The organism is Pseudomonas sp. NBRC 111132 (assembly GCF_001320565.1).
GTDB lineage: Bacteria > Pseudomonadota > Gammaproteobacteria > Pseudomonadales > Pseudomonadaceae > Aquipseudomonas > Aquipseudomonas putida_P.
This window is the reverse complement of record NZ_BCBI01000015.1, coordinates 1-16,270: the sequence shown is the minus strand read 5'-3', so window position 1 is coordinate 16,270 and position 16,270 is coordinate 1. Positions and strand designations below refer to the sequence as shown.

Genomic DNA, 16,270 nt, shown 5'->3' with positions numbered 1-16,270 from the left:
AAATAGCGTCAACACGGTGATGAACATGGCTTGGGCGCTGGCTTCCCAAGGCGAAGGCTTATCAATACAATCGAGACAAATTCTTATTTGCATCACTGCCGGCAGGGAGAAGGCATGTCCACAACGGCCTCTGACGCAGCACCCCACGCGCATCTTCACGCCCTTTACCGTGACCACAACAGCTGGCTGCGCGGTTGGTTGCGCCATCGGCTGAGCAACTCCGCCGATGCAGCGGACCTTGCCCAGGACACGTTCGTCCGTGTGCTTCTGGCACGCTCATCCGGCACCCTGCAGGAACCCCGCAGGTACCTGGCGACCATCGCCCGTGGCCTGGTCATCGACCTGTATCGGCGCCGCAGCCTGGAGCAGGCCTACCTCGATGCACTGATGGCGCGCCCGGAACTGCACGCGCCTTCGGCCGAGACCCGCGCACTGATCCTCGACAGCCTGCTGGCCATCGACCGCATGCTCGATGGCCTGGGTGCGCGTACCCGGCAGATTTTCCTTGCCGTGCAACTCGATGGGCTCAGCTACGAAAAAGCCGCCGATCGCTGTGGGGTTTCGGTCAGCACGGTGCGCAAGCATCTGGCCAGAGGCCTGATGCACTGCCTGCTGCTGGAAGAAGCATGAAGCGCACCCTGGCCCAGGCAGTGGACTGGTATGTGCGGTTGCATGACAGTGCGGTCAGCGACACTACACGCCGCGAGTGGCAGGCATGGCTGGCGGCGGACCCGCAGCATGCCCAGGCCTGGCAGCGCATCGAGCAACTGCAGCAACGCTTGGGCCAGGCCCCGGCAGGCCTGGCGGGGACAACGCTCGAACAGGCACGGCAACAGCGCCGCGCCGCCGTTAAGATGTTGGCCATGCTGCTGGGTGTGGGGGTCGTCGGCTGGCGGGGCTATCAGGTCTCGCCCTGGGGCGCGGACTACAGCACGCGGGTAGGGCAGCGCCGCCACTTCACCTTGGCCGACGGCAGCCGGCTGGTGCTGGACACCGACTCGCGGGCCGATGTGCAGTTCGATGGCACGCAGCGGCTGATCGTGTTGCACCAAGGCGAAATCCTGGTCGAGACGGCCAAGGATACGCGCCCGCTCAGCGTACTAACAGCCGAAGGCCGTGTGCTGGCCTTGGGCACGCGCTTTACGGTACGCCAGGGGGCGGGCATTTCCCGGGTCACGGTGGAGGCCCATGCTGTCGAGGTTCAGCCACGGCTGGCCATTGGTCAAACCTTGCGCGCCGAGGCAGGCCAGGCAGTGAGTTTTACCGCTGACACTGCGGGGCCGTTGCTGCCGGCCGTGGCGCAGGGTTCGGCGTGGACGCAAGGCATGCTGGTGGTGGTCGATTGGCGGCTGGAAGACGTCGTGGCGGAGCTTTCCCGTTATCGACACGGCTATCTGGGCTGTGCACCGGAGGTCGCTGGGTTGCGACTGTCGGGCACATTCCTGCTGGATGACAGCGAGGGTGTACTGGCCAACCTGGAGGACTCCCTGCCGGTAAGGCTGCGGCGCCTGACGCGCTATTGGGTGCGGGTAGAGGGCAGGGCGGCCTGAAAATATTTCGCGTGGAGGGGTAACAGTTTTTCTTTCCTGTTTCGGCTCTACCTGCACATGCGCATCAGTCGCAGTTATTGCCAACCTTTTCAGGATCCCCTTCATGCTCGTACGTCCCTCACTTCTTGCCCTGAGCCTGACCGGCTCGTTGTTGGTGGTCACGCCCGCCTGGGCCATCGCCTACGACATTCCGGCTGGCAGCCTGGCGGCATCGCTCAGTCAGTTCGCCGCCGCGAGCGGGGTCATGATCACCTTCAGTTCGCAAGACACTGCCGGCCTGCGCTCGCCCGGCCTGCAAGGTGACTATGAGCTGGAGCAGGGCTTTGCCCGCCTGCTCCAAGGTAGCGGCCTGCGCGTCGTGCAGGCCGGGGAGAAGCGCTACGTATTGGCCAGGGCCGACAGCAGTGGGGCCATGGAGCTTGGTGCAACCAACATCGACGCGGCGGGCCTGGGGGCTGTCACGGAAGGAACCGGCTCCTACACCACCGGTTCCAGCAACAGTTCGACCAAACTGGCGTTGTCGCTGCGCGAAACCCCGCAGACCGTCAGCGTGATGACGCGCCAGCGCATCGAAGACCAGCAACTGAACACCCTCAGTGACGTGCTCAAGCAAACCCCTGGCCTGAACGTGCAGAACATCGACAGCGAGCGGGTGAACATCTACTCGCGTGGCTATTCGATCGACAACTACCAGTTTGACGGTATCCCCACCACCCTGATCGTGCAGACCAGTGCCAGCCCGCAGAGCATGATCGACACGTCCATCTATGACCGAGTCGAAATCGTTCGCGGTGCCACCGGGCTGATGACCGGGGCCGGCGACCCGTCGGGCAGCGTTAACCTGATCCGCAAGCGTCCGACGGCAAACTTCCAAGGTGCTGTCAGCGCCGGAGCGGGGTCTTGGGACACCTATCGAAGCGAAGTCGATCTATCCGGCCCACTGACCGCCGACGCCCGCCTGCGTGGCCGTGCCGTGGTGGCTTACCAGCAGGGCAACAGCTACATCGACCATTACCAGCAGGAAAAACAGACCTATTACGGCATCCTCGAAGCCGACCTCAGCGACAGCACCCTGCTGACGGTAGGCTTCGACTACCAGAAAAACGACCCGCGTGGGGTTTCGTTCGCCAGCTTCCCGCTGTTCTACGATGACGGCGAGCAGACCGATTTCTCGCGCTCGACCAATGCGGCCTCGCGCTGGAGCTATCGCCAGCAGGACACCCTCAATACCTTCGCCACCCTGGAACAAGACCTGGTCAACGACTGGAAGCTGAAGGTGTCGGTAAACAACATGTACAGCACCCGTGACTACTCGCTGGCGTCCGCCAGTGGCGGTTTCCCCAACAAGCAAACCGGGGAGGGTGCTTACCTGTATGGCGGCGACGGCTATGGCTCGCAACGTCAGTTGGGTATCGATGCCATCGTTCAGGGGCCGTTCCAGTTGCTGGGGCGCCAGCACGAGCTGTTGGCCGGTGTGAGCGGCTCGGCGTTTCACGACTACAGCAACCCGGACGACGATGACCTGGAAATGAAGCCGGTCAATATCTACGACTGGGACAACAACACCGACCGCCCGGTCTCGGTGGGCAAACTGATGAACGATGACACCACCATCCGCCAGGATGCTGCGTACATGGTGGCGCGTTTCAAGCCGACCGACGACCTGTCACTGATCTTGGGCGCCCGTGTCGGCGATTACAGCTACAAGAAAAAGGCCATCTACAACGCGCCCTACACCCGTTCGACCAACCATCAGGCCACCCGCGAATCCGGTTTTGTCACGCCCTACGCGGGCGTGGTCTACGACCTGAATGCACAGCATTCGGTGTATGCCAGCTACACCAAGATCTACAAGCCACAGTCGCTACGCGACAGCAGTGGCGCCACGCTTGAGCCGCGCGAAGGCGACAACTATGAAATCGGCTTGAAAAGCGAGCTGCTGGACGGGCGTGTCAATACAGCCATTGCCCTTTACCAGATCAAGCAGGACAACCTGGGTGTGCTCAGTGGCGGCTTCGTCGAAGGGACCGATCGCGAGCGCGCTTACAAGGCGGTGTCCGGTGCCACCACGCGGGGTATCGACCTGGAAGTCTTCGGCGAGATCACGCCCGGCTGGAACGTCACTGCAAGTTACAGCCACAGCCTGACCAAGGATGCGGACCATGAGCGTATCAACACCATCGCCCCGGCGAACATGGTCAAACTGTGGACCACCTACCGCCTGCCGGGCGAGCTTGATCGCCTGACCGTGGGTGGCGGCATGAACTGGCAAAGCGGCCTGAGCCTGACTGATGCGCCGTGGCAGATTGGCCATACGGTCAAGGCGACCCAGGGCCAATACGCGGTGTTCAACCTGATGGCGCGTTATGACGTCACCCAGCACCTGACGGCGACCGTTAACGTGAACAACCTGTTCGACAAGAAATACCTCAGCGCGCTGGACCCGACCTTTTACACCGGGTTCTATGGCGAGCCGCGCAATGTGATGCTCAGTACCAAGTACAGTTTCTGAGCCTGCGCCTGGCAGGGCTGAGCGCCTGGCCGGCGCAAGTGCCGCCAGGCGTGTTCAGGCAGTAGCCATCTGGCTTTTGCCCAGCGCCGTGTTCACTGCCAGCCAGCCATTCACAGCGTCTTCCCCGGCTTCTGCGAACACCCGCTCCAGCAACTTCACCTGCTCGCGCCGCAGCATCTGCTCCAGGCGCGCGCCTTCCTCGGTCAGGGCCAGCAAGCGCTTGCGTTTGTCGGCCTCGCAGGCCGCACTCTCCACCAGGCGCATTTCCGTCAACTGGCGCATTGGCATGTTCAGCGCTTGCTTGCTGACCCCAAGCAAGGCCAGCAAGTCCTTCACGCTCAGGTTCGGATAGCGCGCGATGAAGAACACGATGCGTTGATGCACCCGGCCCAGGCCACGGCGTTCGAGCATTTCGTCGGCCTTGGCGGTGAACGCCTGGTAGCCGAAGAAAAAGGCCTCCATCGCCTGTTGCTGGGAGGCAGGGTTTTTAAGGTCAATCATATTGACTAATCCACGGGTAGCAGCGTAATTTCAGTCAAATAGTTTGACGTATTTTCCTTCTGCCTTGCTACCGGTGATCCCCATGGCTTTCTCTGAACGTGTCACGCGCCTCAAGAGTTCCCTGATCCGTGAAATCCTTGCCGCTGCCCAGCGCCCTGGGGTGATGTCGTTCGCTGGCGGTTTGCCGGCCGAAGCGATGTTGCCCAAGGTCGACTGGGCCGACATGCCGGTCAACATGGGCCAGTACGGCATGAGCGAGGGCGAGCCGGCCCTGCGCGAAGCACTGGCGGCCGAAGCACGGGCACTGGGGATTGACTGTCAGGCCAGCCAGGTGTTGGTGGTGAGTGGTTCGCAACAGGCCCTGGACCTTGCGGCCAAGCTGTACATCGACCAAGGCACGCAGATCATGCTCGAAGCGCCGACCTACCTGGCGGCGCTGCAGATCTTCCAGCTGTTTGGCGCCGATTGCCTGGCCTTGCCGATGCAGGCCGATGGCCCGGACCTGGCGCAACTGCGTGGGTGCCTGCAGCGCCATCGCCCGGCCTTCATTTACTTGATCCCGACGTTCCAGAACCCCTCGGGCCTGCGCTACAGCGAAGCCAAGCGCGACGCGGTGGCGGCCTTGCTGGATGAGTTCGGGGTGACGTTGATCGAGGACGAACCCTATCGCGAGCTGAGCTTCGATGGTGGCAGCGCCCAGCCGATCGTCAGCCGCTTGCGTAACGCCAGCTGGATATACACCGGTACGGTGTCCAAGACCTTGCTCCCCGGCCTGCGGGTGGGCTACCTGATCGCCAGCCCCGACCTGTTCCCGCATTTGTTGCGGCTCAAGCAGGCTGCCGACCTGCACACCAACCGGGTGGGGCAGTGGCAGGTGCTGCAGTGGCTGGGCAGCGACAAGCTGCAGCTGCACCTGAAGACCTTGCGCGACTACTACCGCACGCGCAGGGATGCGTTCCAGTTGGCGCTGGAAGCGCATTTTGCCGACCTGGCCGACTGGCACAAGCCGGATGGCGGGCTGTTCTTCTGGCTGACCCTGAAACAGCCACTGGATACCCGCACCCTATTGGCAGACGCATTGGCGGTGGACGTGGCATTTATGCCGGGTGAGCCATTTTTCCCTGAACCGGACCGGCATCACGGCCATCTGCGCCTGAATTTCAGCCACGTTGCCCCGGACCAGTTGGACGAAGGGCTCAGGCGTTTGGCGCAAGTGCTGCGCAATGCGCAGGCTGCACGGGTATGATGTTGCCAGCAAAACCGCACTGACAGGCCCCGTGGACTATGAACCGTCGTAAGAAGATCAAGCAGCTATTGGAGGCGCATGCCAAAAAGGCCAATGCCAAACTGGCGCCGCGCAAGCCCAAGTACATTTGCAAGGCTGACCGATTGAAAATGGAGGCCGAGGCGGCCGGGGACGTCGCCAAACCGGCTGACTGACGCAGACGGTGCAGGAGCGGCCTTGTGTCGCGATTGGGCCGCTCCTACAGGGGGGCGTCAGTTTCAGCGGCGGTAATAACGGTGTTCGTCGTAATGACGCTGGTGCATGGCCCGCTCATGGCGGCGCTCCCAGTCACGGCGCCGTTCCCAGTCGCGCCGACGCTCCCAATCCCGCCGGGCTTGTTCACGCCGCCACTGTTCGCGGCGCCAGTCGCTTCGGTGGTCGTGCCAGCGGTCGTCATCATGCGCCAGCAGCGTGGCCGGCTGTAGAACGGCCGCATTGGCCACCCTCGACCAGGGGTTGCCGGCTGGCTGCAGGGGTGATTGAACAGCAGGGGCCACGGCCTCGGCTGCTTTCATTTGTGTTGCCGATGCCGTGCCCACCGCCGCGAACGAGAACAGGCCGAGCAGCATCAACCTTGCGACATGCATTTTCATGAGCGAAGCCAACCTCTGATAACAATTGAGCCATCTGGCCAGCAGGTGGTCGGCGAACCTTTTTCGCGTCCCGCTACCTTTCTGTGCCTCCCACATAGACAGGCAATGGAGAAAAAGTTCGCTGCAGCAACAAGTTGTAGGACTTTTCCTGCAGCGGGTACTTACACAAACGCCCGCCCGCCACGTCGGCGATCTTCCTTCAACAACCCCTCCACCTTGCGCAAGGCCTGTCCCAGCACTGCTTGGTCTGGCGCTCCACCCAGCGAGAGGCGCACAGCTTCCGGTCCTTGCGGTGCCACGCTGAACGAATCCGCCCCTGCCACGCTCACCCCCACATCATCCAACGCATGGGTGAACCGCTCCTGTTGCCAGTGCGCGGGTAGTGGCAGCCATACGTGCAGCCCGGTGGGGTGCGCCTGGAACTCATGGCTCAGCAGCGTGCGTGCCAGGTGCTGGCGGGCGCGGGCTTCACGCTGGATTTCCTGTACCAACCCCTTGGCGGTGCCATCGCGAATCCATTGCTCGACCAGCGCCAGCAGCAGGGCGGAACAGCCCATGCTCGATGCACGCAGGCCGTTGAGCAGCCCTTGCCCGTCATCGCCACGCGGTGGCAGCACGAAGGCGGTGCGCAAGCTTGGCCACAGGCACTTGGACAGCGACGCCAGGTAGTACGTGTTGGCCCCCCCGGTCAGGCACGCGATGGGTGCCGGCGCGTCGTCGAGCAGATAGCGGTACGGGTCGTCCTCGATCAGCGTGATGCCGCGCTTGAGCAGCACCTCGGCAATCGCCTGGCGCCGGGCTACGGGCATGGTGTGCGCGGTAGGGTTGTGGAAGGTGGGGTTGAGGTACAGCAGGCGCGCACCGCTTTGCTGAAAAGCCTGTTCCAGGTGGTCGGGGCGCATGCCGTCGGCGTCACTGGCTACCTCGACAATGCGCAGCCCCAGTTGCCGGGCGGCCAACAGCAGGCCGGGGTAAGTCAGTGGGTCGCAAAGAATGGCGTCACCCGCGCGGGCATGGGCGCTGAGGATGGCGAAGATGGCCGCCTGCGACCCCGAGCACAGCGCCAGGCCGCGCATGTCCAGATCACCCAGTGCCGGTTCCAGCCAGCCCTGTGCGGCCTGCAGCAGCGAGCGGGTGGCCGGTTCGTCCTGGTAAAGCGACAGTGCTTCGATGCGGTTGCGCTGCAGCGCCTGTTCCAGCCCGGCGCTCACCAACTGAGCCATCGAGCCGTTGGCCGGCTGCGGCGGGATGTTCATGGTCAGGTCGATGCCTGCCAGGGTGGTTGTTTGTCGGGCACCCAGGATGAACGACCCGCGGCCACTGTAGGAAGCAATCAGGCCACGGTCGCGCGCTTCGGCGTAGGCGCGGGTCACCGTGGTCAGGTCGACGCCCAGGTGCGCAGCCAGTGCACGTTGCGGCGGAATTTGCTCGCCATCCTGCAAGACTCCAGATTGTATGGATTCTGCAAGCATATCTGCAATCTGTATGTATCTTGGGCCTGACTTCGGCTTGAAAGGCTTTGTCCAGCGCATTTGCGCCGCTTCTTCTGGCGCTCCGGCAACAGGCATAGATCTTCCTCTCGGTTGTAAGTCCATACGCATAGGCATATCATGGCATACAGTTGTTAACAAATCCATACAATATGGAAAGCGTATGGTTTATTTGATGTGCACCGGAACGGCGCGGCAGGGTTGCAACGATAAGCGCTTCCGGGCTGCCAGTCATGGAGATGTTCGATGAATGACTGTCATCTGATCTGCGCCAACCGCCTCGACGATGGGGCTGTGGTCTGGCTTGATGCCGGGCATGAGTGGGTAGAGACACTGCAACAAGCCGGCACCTTCGATGCGCAGGCGCTGGTATCGGCAACCCTCGCTGCCGAGGCTGCCGTGCTGGCCAACCAGGTCGTGGCACCGACGCCTTGTGAGGCCTGGCTGGTCGATGGCCGGCCAGAGCCGAAAAGCCTGCGTGAACGGTTGCGCGCCCGTGGCCCTTCGGTACGCAGCGACCTTGGCAAGCAGGCTGCGGGCACACCGCCAAGCAGCATTGCACGCATGCGCCCGGTGTTGCCGGTCGAGGCGGGGCAGGCAGGGGTGTATCGCTACGACCGCTTCGAGCGTGAGTTCCTCAAGGACCGCGCCCGCCAGTTCGAGCAGCAGGTTGCCCGTCGCCTGAGTGGCGAGCTGGATGAAGAGGCGTTCAAGGTCTACCGGCTGATGAACGGCCTGTACCTGCAACTGCACGGCTACATGCTGCGTGTGGCGATCCCCTACGGCACCTTGAGCGCGCTGCAACTGCGCCAGCTGGCCTATGTGGCGCATACCTACGACAAGGGCTACGGCCACCTCACCACCCGGCAGAACATCCAGTTCAACTGGCCGCGCCTGGCCGATACGCCGGAGATACTGTCGGTGCTGGCCGATGCCGACCTGCATTGCATCCAGACCAGCGGCAACTGCATCCGCAACGTCACCACCGACCATTTTGCCGGCGCCGCCGAGGATGAAGTGCTCGACCCTCGGGTACATGCCGAGATCCTCCGCCAGTGGTCCACCGAGCATCCGGAATTTACCTACCTGCCACGCAAGTTCAAGATCGCCATCACCGGCAGCCCCAAGGACCGCGCGGCCGTGCGCTTCCATGACATTGGCATCCTGGCGCAACGCAACGCGCAGGGTGAAGTCGGCTTCCAGGTGTATGCCGGCGGTGGCCTTGGGCGTACCCCGATAGTTGGCACCCGCGTGCGCGAATGGTTGCCGGAGCGCGAACTGCTGCGTTACGTCGAGGCCATCTTGCGGGTGTACAACGCCCTGGGACGGCGCGACAACCTGTACAAGGCACGTATCAAGATTCTGGTGCGTGAGCTCAAGCCTGGGCGTTTCATCGAAATGATCGAGGAGGAGTTCGCCAGCCTGCCGGCCGACCACCAGTACTTGGAGCCGGCCATCGTTCAGGGCATTCATGCCCGCTTCGTGCAGCCCGCCTTCGAGGCGTTGCCCGGCCTGTGTGACAGCTTTCTGCGCGCACGGGCGGACGACAACGCGTTCGCCAGCTGGGTACGGACCAACACTCACCCGCACAAGAAACGTGGCTACATCAGCGCGGTCATTTCGCTGAAACCACCCGGCGGTATCCCCGGCGACATCAGTGCCGAGGAAATGCTCGCCCTGGCCGACCTGGCCGAGGCCTACTCGCTGAACGAGATTCGCGTCTCCCACGAGCAGAACGTGGTGCTGCCGCACATTCGCCTGGTGGATCTGTACAGCGTGTGGCAGGCCTTGCGCCAGGCCGGGCTGGCAACCAGCAACATTGGCTTGTTGTCCGACACCATCGCCTGCCCAGGCATGGACTACTGCAGCCTCGCCACCGCCCGCTCGGTGCCGGTCGCCCAGCGCATCGCGCAGCGTTTCGACGCGGCCCGGCAACAGGACATCGGCGAACTCAAGCTCAACGTCTCCGGCTGCATCAATGCCTGTGCCCACCACCACGTGGCGCACATCGGCATCCTCGGCCTGGACAAGGCCGGCCATGAAAACTACCAGATCACCCTGGGCGGCAGCGCCGAAGAGGACGCGGCGGTCGGGACCATCCTGGGCCGCTCGGTGCCCTTCGAGGAGGTGCCCGACATCGTCGAGGCGATCGTTGCCATCTACCTGCAATTGCGTGAAGACGACGAGCGCTTCCTCGACACCTACCGCCGTGTCGGTATCGAGCCGTTCAAGGAGGTGCTGCGTGATGCTCGTTGACCATGAGGGCCAGGTTCAGACCGATAACTGGCGTTATCCGAGCAGCGACGCGCTGCCGACCTTTGCTGCGCGTACGGTGCTGCAGCCGCAGCAGTGGGACGACTACCACATGCGTTTTGGCCAGCCAGCCGAGGGCCTGTGGCTGGCCGCCGACCAGGACCCGGCGCAGGTGCGGGCACTGCTCGGCCAGCTGACATTGATCGTGATCGAGTTCGCCAAGTCACGCGATGGCCGTGGTTTCACCCTGGCCAGGCTACTGCGCGAGCGGCACGGTTTTACCGGTGACCTGCGCGCCGCCGGGCCATTGCTGCCGGACCAGTTCGCCATGCTGCTGCAGTGCGGTTTCACCAGCGCACTGGTTTCGCCCAGCGTGCCGGCGCAGCGCTGGCACGCTGCCGCAGCCAGCCATCGGCAGGCCCGCCCACGCACTTTGCTGCAACGTCTTTCACAACGGAGCGAGGCATAGCCATGTTCAGCCTTACAGCCTTGGAGCTGGCCCGTATACAGTTTGGTTTCACCATTACCTTCCACATCATTTTCCCGGCCATCACCATTGGCCTGGCAGCATTCCTGGCGGTACTGGAAGGCCTGTGGTTGTGGAAAAAAGATAACGCCTACCTCGACCTGTACCACTTCTGGTCGAAGATCTTCGCCGTCAACTTCGCCATGGGCGTGGTCTCCGGGCTGGTCATGGCCTACCAGTTCGGCACCAACTGGAGCTTCTACTCGCAGTTCGCCGGCAGCATCACCGGCCCCTTGCTGACCTACGAGGTGCTGACGGCCTTCTTCCTTGAAGCGGGTTTCCTGGGCGTGATGCTGTTCGGCTGGCACAAGGTCGGCCGTGGCCTGCACTTTTTCGCCACTGTCATGGTGGCTGTGGGCACGATGATTTCTGCCACCTGGATCCTGGCGTCCAACAGCTGGATGCAAACGCCCCAGGGGCACGAAGTGATCAATGGCGTGGTGGTGCCGGTGGACTGGTTTGCCATCATCTTCAACCCATCGTTCCCGTACCGCCTGGCGCACATGGTGACGGCGGCAATGCTGTCGACCGCGCTGTTCGTCGGCGCCTCGGCGGCCTGGCACCTGTTGCGTGGCAACCGTACCCCGGCGGTGCGGCGGATGTTCTCGATGGCATTGTGGATGCTGCTGTTCACTGCGCCGCTGCAGGTGCTGATCGGTGACATGCACGGCTTGAACACGCTCAAGTACCAGCCGGCGAAGGTCGCTGCGATGGAGGGGCACTGGAGCAATACACCGGGCCAGGGCGTGCCGCTGATCCTGTTCGGCATCCCGGACATGGAAGCTGAAACCACCCGCTACAAGGTTGAAATCCCCAACCTGGCCAGCCTGATCCTGACCCACAGCCTGCACGGGCAGATCCCAGGCTTGAAAGACTTCGCCAAAGAAGACCGGCCCAATTCGACCATTGTGTTCTGGTGCTTCCGGGTCATGGTCGGCCTGGGCATGCTGATGGTTGTGCTGGGCCTGTATGGCGCCTGGCTGCGCTGGCGCGGGCGGCTATACACCTCACGGGGGCTGGCGCGGTTTGCCTTGTGGATGGGGCCTTCGGGCCTGGTGGCCCTGCTGGCCGGCTGGTATGTCACCGAAATTGGCCGCCAGCCGTGGGTGGTGTACGGCCTGATGCGCACCAAGGATGCGGTCTCCGACCATTCGGCGCTGACCTTGTCGGTGGGCCTGGTGGTGCTGGTGGTGATGTACATCGGGGTATTCGGCACAGGTGTCGTCTACATGCTGCGCCTGGTGCGCAAGGGGCCGGAGGTACACGACGACCACCAACAGCCGGTGACCGCCAACCAGCGGCCGGCCCGCCCGTTGTCGGCGGTGGACGAGCCGCTGTATCCGCATTCACCCAACCACATTGACTGACCGGAGACGCTGTCATGGGTATTGATCTTCCGCTGATCTGGTTCCTGATCATCGGCTTTGGCGTGATGATGTACGTCATCATGGACGGTTTCGACCTGGGTATCGGCATCCTGTTCCCGTTCATCACCGACCGCGAGCAGCGCGACACCATGGTCAACACCGTGGCGCCGGTGTGGGACGGCAACGAAACCTGGCTGGTGCTGGGTGGGGCAGGGTTGATGGCGGCCTTCCCCAAGGTGTATGCCATTTTGCTCAGCGCGCTGTACATTCCGGCGCTCGGCCTGCTGGCTGGGTTGATCTGGCGTGGGGTGTCGTTCGAGTTTCGCTTCAAGGCCGATGAGGCGCACAAACCGTTCTGGGACCGGGCCTTCATGGCCGGGTCGTACGCTGCGGCGTTCTTCCAGGGGGTGATGCTGGGGGCGTTCATCGAGGGGCACTCGATCGTCGACGGGGTGGCCACCAATGGCCTGATGAGCTGGCTTACGCCGTTCAACGTGTTCTGCGGGGTTGGGGTGGTGGTGGCCTATGCGCTGCTGGGCGCCACCTGGCTGGTACTGAAGACCGAAGGCCGGCTACAGGCAAGCATCATTCGAGCCTGTACACCGATCACCCTGGCGACGGTGGCGGCCATGCTGATTGTCAGCATCTGGACCCCGCTGACGCATCCGGCGATCTTCGAACGTTGGTTCAGCCTGCCCAACTTCTGGTTCTTCCTGCCGGTACCGGTGCTGGTGCTGGTGGCCACCTGGGCGATTCTCAAATCGCTGCGTGGCGCACCCCATGCCGGGCCTTTCGTCTGGTCGCTGCTGCTGGTGTTCCTCGGTTTCACCGGGTTGGTGATCAGCATCTGGCCTTACGTACTCCCGCCCAGCCTGACCATCTGGGAGGCGGCGGCGCCACCGCAGAGCCTGGGCTTCGCCCTGGTCGGGGCGCTGCTGATCATCCCATTCATCCTGGGGTATTCGGCCTGGTCGTATTATGTGTTCCGCGGCAAGGTGAAGGACGGCGAGGCCTATCATTGAGCCGTCGCGGGTAAACCCACCTCCCACACGGCTAGCGATCCTGCGCGAACACCTCGCGCAGGTGTGCCCGATAACTGTCGAACGCAGCAATCACCCCTGTCACTACCTCTGCTTCTTCTTGCTCACCCAGCACCAGGGCATCCAGCCTGGCAACAAACGCGCGCCAATGCAGCGCCCGGCCATCCGGGTGCGCTGCCAGGTGGCGGGCGCCCTGGTCACCGTCCAGCCCCAGGCGCTGGGTGTGCTTGAACAGGAACGCTGCCCCCAGGTTCGACCCTTCACTGCAATACAGCCAACCCAGGGCCTGGGCCGGGCTGGCACGTATTTGTCGAGGGGGCGTTGGCAGCGGCAGGCCCAAATCGAGCAGGTCGTCCTCGACCGCCGCAAAACGCGACAGCTCAACTAACCCGGGCAGGCGCTGGTTGAGCTGTTCATCCTGATACAGCGCCAGCAGGCTGCCATGAAAGCGGTGCTGCACCTGCAGAAAGCGGCCATACCGCTCGCGGTTTTCAAAAGGCCGCGCCGCCATCACCATTTGATCGACACTGTCATGGTCCCGGCTGCTGGCGGCCTTGAGGCGTTTGCAGCGGCTTGGCTCCGTAAGGGGGGAGAGGGCAGCGGTCATTGGCGTATCCGTGGCAACAGGGCAGTGCCTCCATCATGCTTGCCTTCCCAGGTACGCAGCAAGTATCACCTCGTTCACCAATCCCGCCCTTGGCCCAATAATTCCAGCGCATGCTGGCGCAACTCCAGCAACCGTGGGTCATCTCGATGCCGCGGGTAACCCCGCTCGACCTTCAGCTCGGCCAGCACCCGCGCTGGCCGTGGCGAAAACACCAGCACCCGGTCACACAGCAACAGCGCCTCTTCGACATCATGGGTCACCAGCAACGAACTGTAGCCTTGCTGCTGCCACAGGCGGATCAGCTCGCCCTGCATGGCAATGCGGGTCAGCGAGTCGAGCTTGCCCAGTGGCTCATCGAGCAGCAGCAGCCGAGGTTCGTTGATCAGCGCTCGGGCCAATGCCACACGCTGGGCCATACCGCCCGACAACTGGCGCGGGTAGGCATCACGAAACTGCAGCAGGCCGACCTTGTGCAAGGTCTCGTCCACCCGATGGCGCTGGGCCTTCAGCTGGCCACGGGCTTGCAGGCCGAGGGCGACGTTGTCCCACACGCTGCGCCATGGGTACAGCGTCGGGTCCTGGAACACCAGCACGCGCGAGTGGTGTGGGGCAACAATGGCCTGGCCGTCCGCCAGCAAGCTACCACTTTGCGTTGTTTCCAGCCCGGCAACCAGGCGCAGCAGGGTGGACTTGCCGCAACCGGACGGGCCAAGCAGCGCCACGCTCTCACCAGGCGCCAACTGCAGGTCGACCTTGTCCAGTACGGGCAGGCGCTCACTGCCCAAATCAAAGGCGTGGCTCAGCCCACGGATATCCAGCGCCATGCCGGTGTCCTGGGCCAGCACCGCTTGTACGCCACTCACCATTTCACTGCTCCCTTTTGCCAGGCCAGCACCCGGTCACGCACCAGGAACAACAGCGTGATCAGCCCCGAGCACAGCAATGCCATCACCAGCAGCGCTGCATACATGTTGGCGTAGGCAGCCCAGCCCTGCGCCCATTGCAGGTACCAGCCAAGGCCGGCCTTGACCCCCATCATTTCGGCCACCACCAGCACCGAGAACGAAGCCCCCAGGCCCATGAACAGGCCGACGAACACATGGGGCAGGGCAGCGGGGATCGCTACCCGCCAGACCAGGAAGCGCCCGCTGGCACCCAGGGTGCGCGCCACTTCGTAATAGGCCTTGTCAACGCTGGCCACCCCGGACCAGGTCAGCACCGTGACCGGGAACCAGGTGGCCAGGGCTATCAGGAACACGCTGGCGCTCCAGCTGGAAGGGAAGAAGAAAAAGCAGATTGGCAGCAGCGCCGTGGACGGCACCGGCCCGAGGATGCGCAGCACCGGGTGTACCCAGTAGCCGATCCGGTGCGACCAGCCAATCGCCACGCCGGCGATGAAACCGGCCGCACCGCCGATGACTACACCGTTGAGCAGCAGCCACAGCGAATGCAGCAGGCTTTCGCCAAGCCGCGACCAGTCATCGACGAACACTTCGATCAGCGCCTGGGGCGGCGCGAAAAACGGTACCGGCAGCAATACCACCTTGGCTGTGACCAGCAGCCACAGGCCAAGCAACAAGGGCAAGGCGACCAGCCACGCAGCGGCCGGCCGCAACCGAGCGACGCTGCGGGTAAACACCCCCGGCAACAGTGCGAGCAGCGCCAGCAGCCCGCCGGCCACTGCGCCCGCCAAGGCCAGTTCGCGGGTGAATGGCCAAGGTTTGCCACCGTCCGGGTAGAACTGGGTGAACAGCGCGAAGGCGACCCAAGCCAGTGCCGCAAGCAGGCCGCCACGCCATACGGCGATGGCGGGTGCTTTGGCGGTTCGGCTTTGCTCAAGCGAATACGTTGGCATGGATGCTCTCCGCGAATTCCAGCGGGTCGGTGCGTGGGCGCAATACCTCGATGTTCTTCAGGTCACGGGCGTACACGGCAATTTCCTTCACGAAGGTGTTACCCACCGAGTAATAACCGTGGGTGTGTTCGGTGAGGATGGCGCGTACTTCTTCCTTGGAGGTGTTGATGGCGAACTTGAGGAATTCTTCGGCCACCGCGTCGGGGTTACGCGATGCCCACGCATGGGCCTGCAGAATCGAGTGAGTGATGGCGGCAGCGACCGGGGTGTCATTGCGCGCCAGCTGGCCGCTGACGCCGACCACGCAGCAGCTCATGTTGGCGTATTCCTCGACCATATTGGTCGCCAGCTCGCGGAACCCTGGCTGCTGCTTGACCCGGTACATGAGTGGGTCCGAACCGCTGGCAGCCTGGATCTCGCCCTTTTGCAGGGCAACGCTGAGCAGATCGATGGGGTAGACCCGCCAGGTCACGTCGCGCACCGGGTCGACGCCATGGCGCTTGAGCATCAGCGAGAAGAAGTTCTTGTCCGCTGCCGCCATGTCGGTGACGCCGATGGTGGTGCCTTTCAAGGCCGCGAAGTCCTGCGGGCCGCCGTCCAGGGTCAACAGACGCAGGCAGCCGCCATGGGTGCCGGCGGTCAGTTTGACATCGAAGCCCTGTTCCAGCGCTTTCAGCCAGCGCAGTGCCAT

16 protein-coding genes are annotated in these 16,270 nt (G+C 63.3%); 9 read left to right on the top strand and 7 right to left on the bottom strand.

The window, feature by feature from the left end; all coding sequences use genetic code 11:
- Nucleotides 1-114 precede the first annotated feature (114 nt).
- The 3 genes from APH35_RS09620 to APH35_RS09610 all read left to right on the top strand — a co-directional run bounded on the left by APH35_RS09620 (nt 115) and on the right by APH35_RS09610 (nt 4,062).
- Complete coding sequence (locus APH35_RS09620; protein ID WP_060514690.1) at nt 115-630, top strand: sigma-70 family RNA polymerase sigma factor; 516 nt, start codon at nt 115-117, stop codon at nt 628-630.
- Entirely contained in the window at nt 627-1,550 is a 924-nt protein-coding gene (locus tag APH35_RS09615) for a FecR domain-containing protein (RefSeq protein WP_060514689.1), read from the top strand. The genes APH35_RS09620 and APH35_RS09615 overlap by 4 nt, the downstream gene beginning before the upstream one ends.
- A gap of 103 nt (nt 1,551-1,653) precedes the next feature.
- Nucleotides 1,654-4,062 (top strand): TonB-dependent siderophore receptor, encoded by a 2,409-nt coding sequence (locus APH35_RS09610; protein ID WP_060514688.1) that lies wholly within the window; start codon nt 1,654-1,656, stop codon nt 4,060-4,062.
- A gap of 54 nt (nt 4,063-4,116) precedes the next feature.
- Here APH35_RS09610 and APH35_RS09605 read toward each other — a convergent pair whose 3' ends face one another.
- Nucleotides 4,117-4,563, bottom strand: coding sequence for a MarR family winged helix-turn-helix transcriptional regulator (locus APH35_RS09605; protein ID WP_012272900.1), 447 nt, complete (start codon nt 4,561-4,563; stop codon nt 4,117-4,119).
- A gap of 82 nt (nt 4,564-4,645) precedes the next feature.
- Here APH35_RS09605 and APH35_RS09600 point away from each other — a divergent pair, with 82 nt between their 5' ends.
- A complete protein-coding gene (locus tag APH35_RS09600; protein ID WP_060514687.1) occupies nt 4,646-5,809 on the top strand; it encodes an aminotransferase-like domain-containing protein in 1,164 nt (387 codons plus the stop codon).
- Between the two features lie 38 nt (nt 5,810-5,847).
- Complete coding sequence (locus tag APH35_RS28245; protein ID WP_082425748.1) at nt 5,848-6,003, top strand: DUF2986 domain-containing protein; 156 nt, start codon at nt 5,848-5,850, stop codon at nt 6,001-6,003.
- Nucleotides 6,004-6,066: 63 nt separating this feature from the next.
- Here APH35_RS28245 and APH35_RS09595 read toward each other — a convergent pair whose 3' ends face one another.
- Together APH35_RS09595 and APH35_RS09590 are read right to left on the bottom strand one after the other, a co-directional pair.
- Nucleotides 6,067-6,441 (bottom strand): hypothetical protein, encoded by a 375-nt coding sequence (locus APH35_RS09595; RefSeq protein WP_012272897.1) that lies wholly within the window; start codon nt 6,439-6,441, stop codon nt 6,067-6,069.
- 161 nt (nt 6,442-6,602) lie between these two features.
- Nucleotides 6,603-7,913, bottom strand: coding sequence for an aminotransferase-like domain-containing protein (locus APH35_RS09590; RefSeq protein WP_231118559.1), 1,311 nt, complete (start codon nt 7,911-7,913; stop codon nt 6,603-6,605).
- Between the two features lie 264 nt (nt 7,914-8,177).
- Between APH35_RS09590 and APH35_RS09585 the strand changes: the two genes are divergently transcribed.
- The 4 genes from APH35_RS09585 to cydB are packed head-to-tail and all read left to right on the top strand — an operon-like array spanning nt 8,178 to nt 13,099.
- Entirely contained in the window at nt 8,178-10,187 is a 2,010-nt protein-coding gene (locus APH35_RS09585; RefSeq protein ID WP_060494537.1) for a DUF2849 domain-containing protein, read from the top strand.
- On the top strand, nt 10,177-10,653 hold the full coding sequence (locus APH35_RS09580) for a DUF934 domain-containing protein (RefSeq protein WP_012272894.1): 477 nt from the start codon (nt 10,177-10,179) through the stop codon (nt 10,651-10,653). Before APH35_RS09585 ends, APH35_RS09580 begins: the two co-directional genes overlap by 11 nt.
- A 2-nt stretch (nt 10,654-10,655) precedes the next feature.
- Nucleotides 10,656-12,077: a cytochrome ubiquinol oxidase subunit I gene (locus APH35_RS09575; RefSeq protein ID WP_012272893.1), complete on the top strand. Its 1,422-nt coding sequence runs from the start codon at nt 10,656-10,658 to the stop codon at nt 12,075-12,077.
- 14 nt (nt 12,078-12,091) lie between these two features.
- Nucleotides 12,092-13,099: a cytochrome d ubiquinol oxidase subunit II gene (cydB, locus tag APH35_RS09570; RefSeq protein WP_012272892.1), complete on the top strand. Its 1,008-nt coding sequence runs from the start codon at nt 12,092-12,094 to the stop codon at nt 13,097-13,099.
- A 31-nt stretch (nt 13,100-13,130) separates the two neighbouring features.
- Here cydB and APH35_RS09565 read toward each other — a convergent pair whose 3' ends face one another.
- From APH35_RS09565 to APH35_RS09550, 4 genes are all read right to left on the bottom strand, one after another.
- Complete coding sequence (locus APH35_RS09565; RefSeq protein WP_012272891.1) at nt 13,131-13,724, bottom strand: biliverdin-producing heme oxygenase; 594 nt, start codon at nt 13,722-13,724, stop codon at nt 13,131-13,133.
- A gap of 74 nt (nt 13,725-13,798) precedes the next feature.
- Entirely contained in the window at nt 13,799-14,590 is a 792-nt protein-coding gene (locus APH35_RS09560; RefSeq protein WP_060514686.1) for an ABC transporter ATP-binding protein, read from the bottom strand.
- Entirely contained in the window at nt 14,584-15,579 is a 996-nt protein-coding gene (locus APH35_RS09555; RefSeq protein WP_012272889.1) for an ABC transporter permease, read from the bottom strand. Before APH35_RS09555 ends, APH35_RS09560 begins: the two co-directional genes overlap by 7 nt.
- Nucleotides 15,560-16,270: ABC transporter substrate-binding protein (locus tag APH35_RS09550; RefSeq protein WP_060514685.1), on the bottom strand; the 711-nt coding region annotated here is incomplete at its 5' end. The genes APH35_RS09555 and APH35_RS09550, both read right to left, overlap by 20 nt.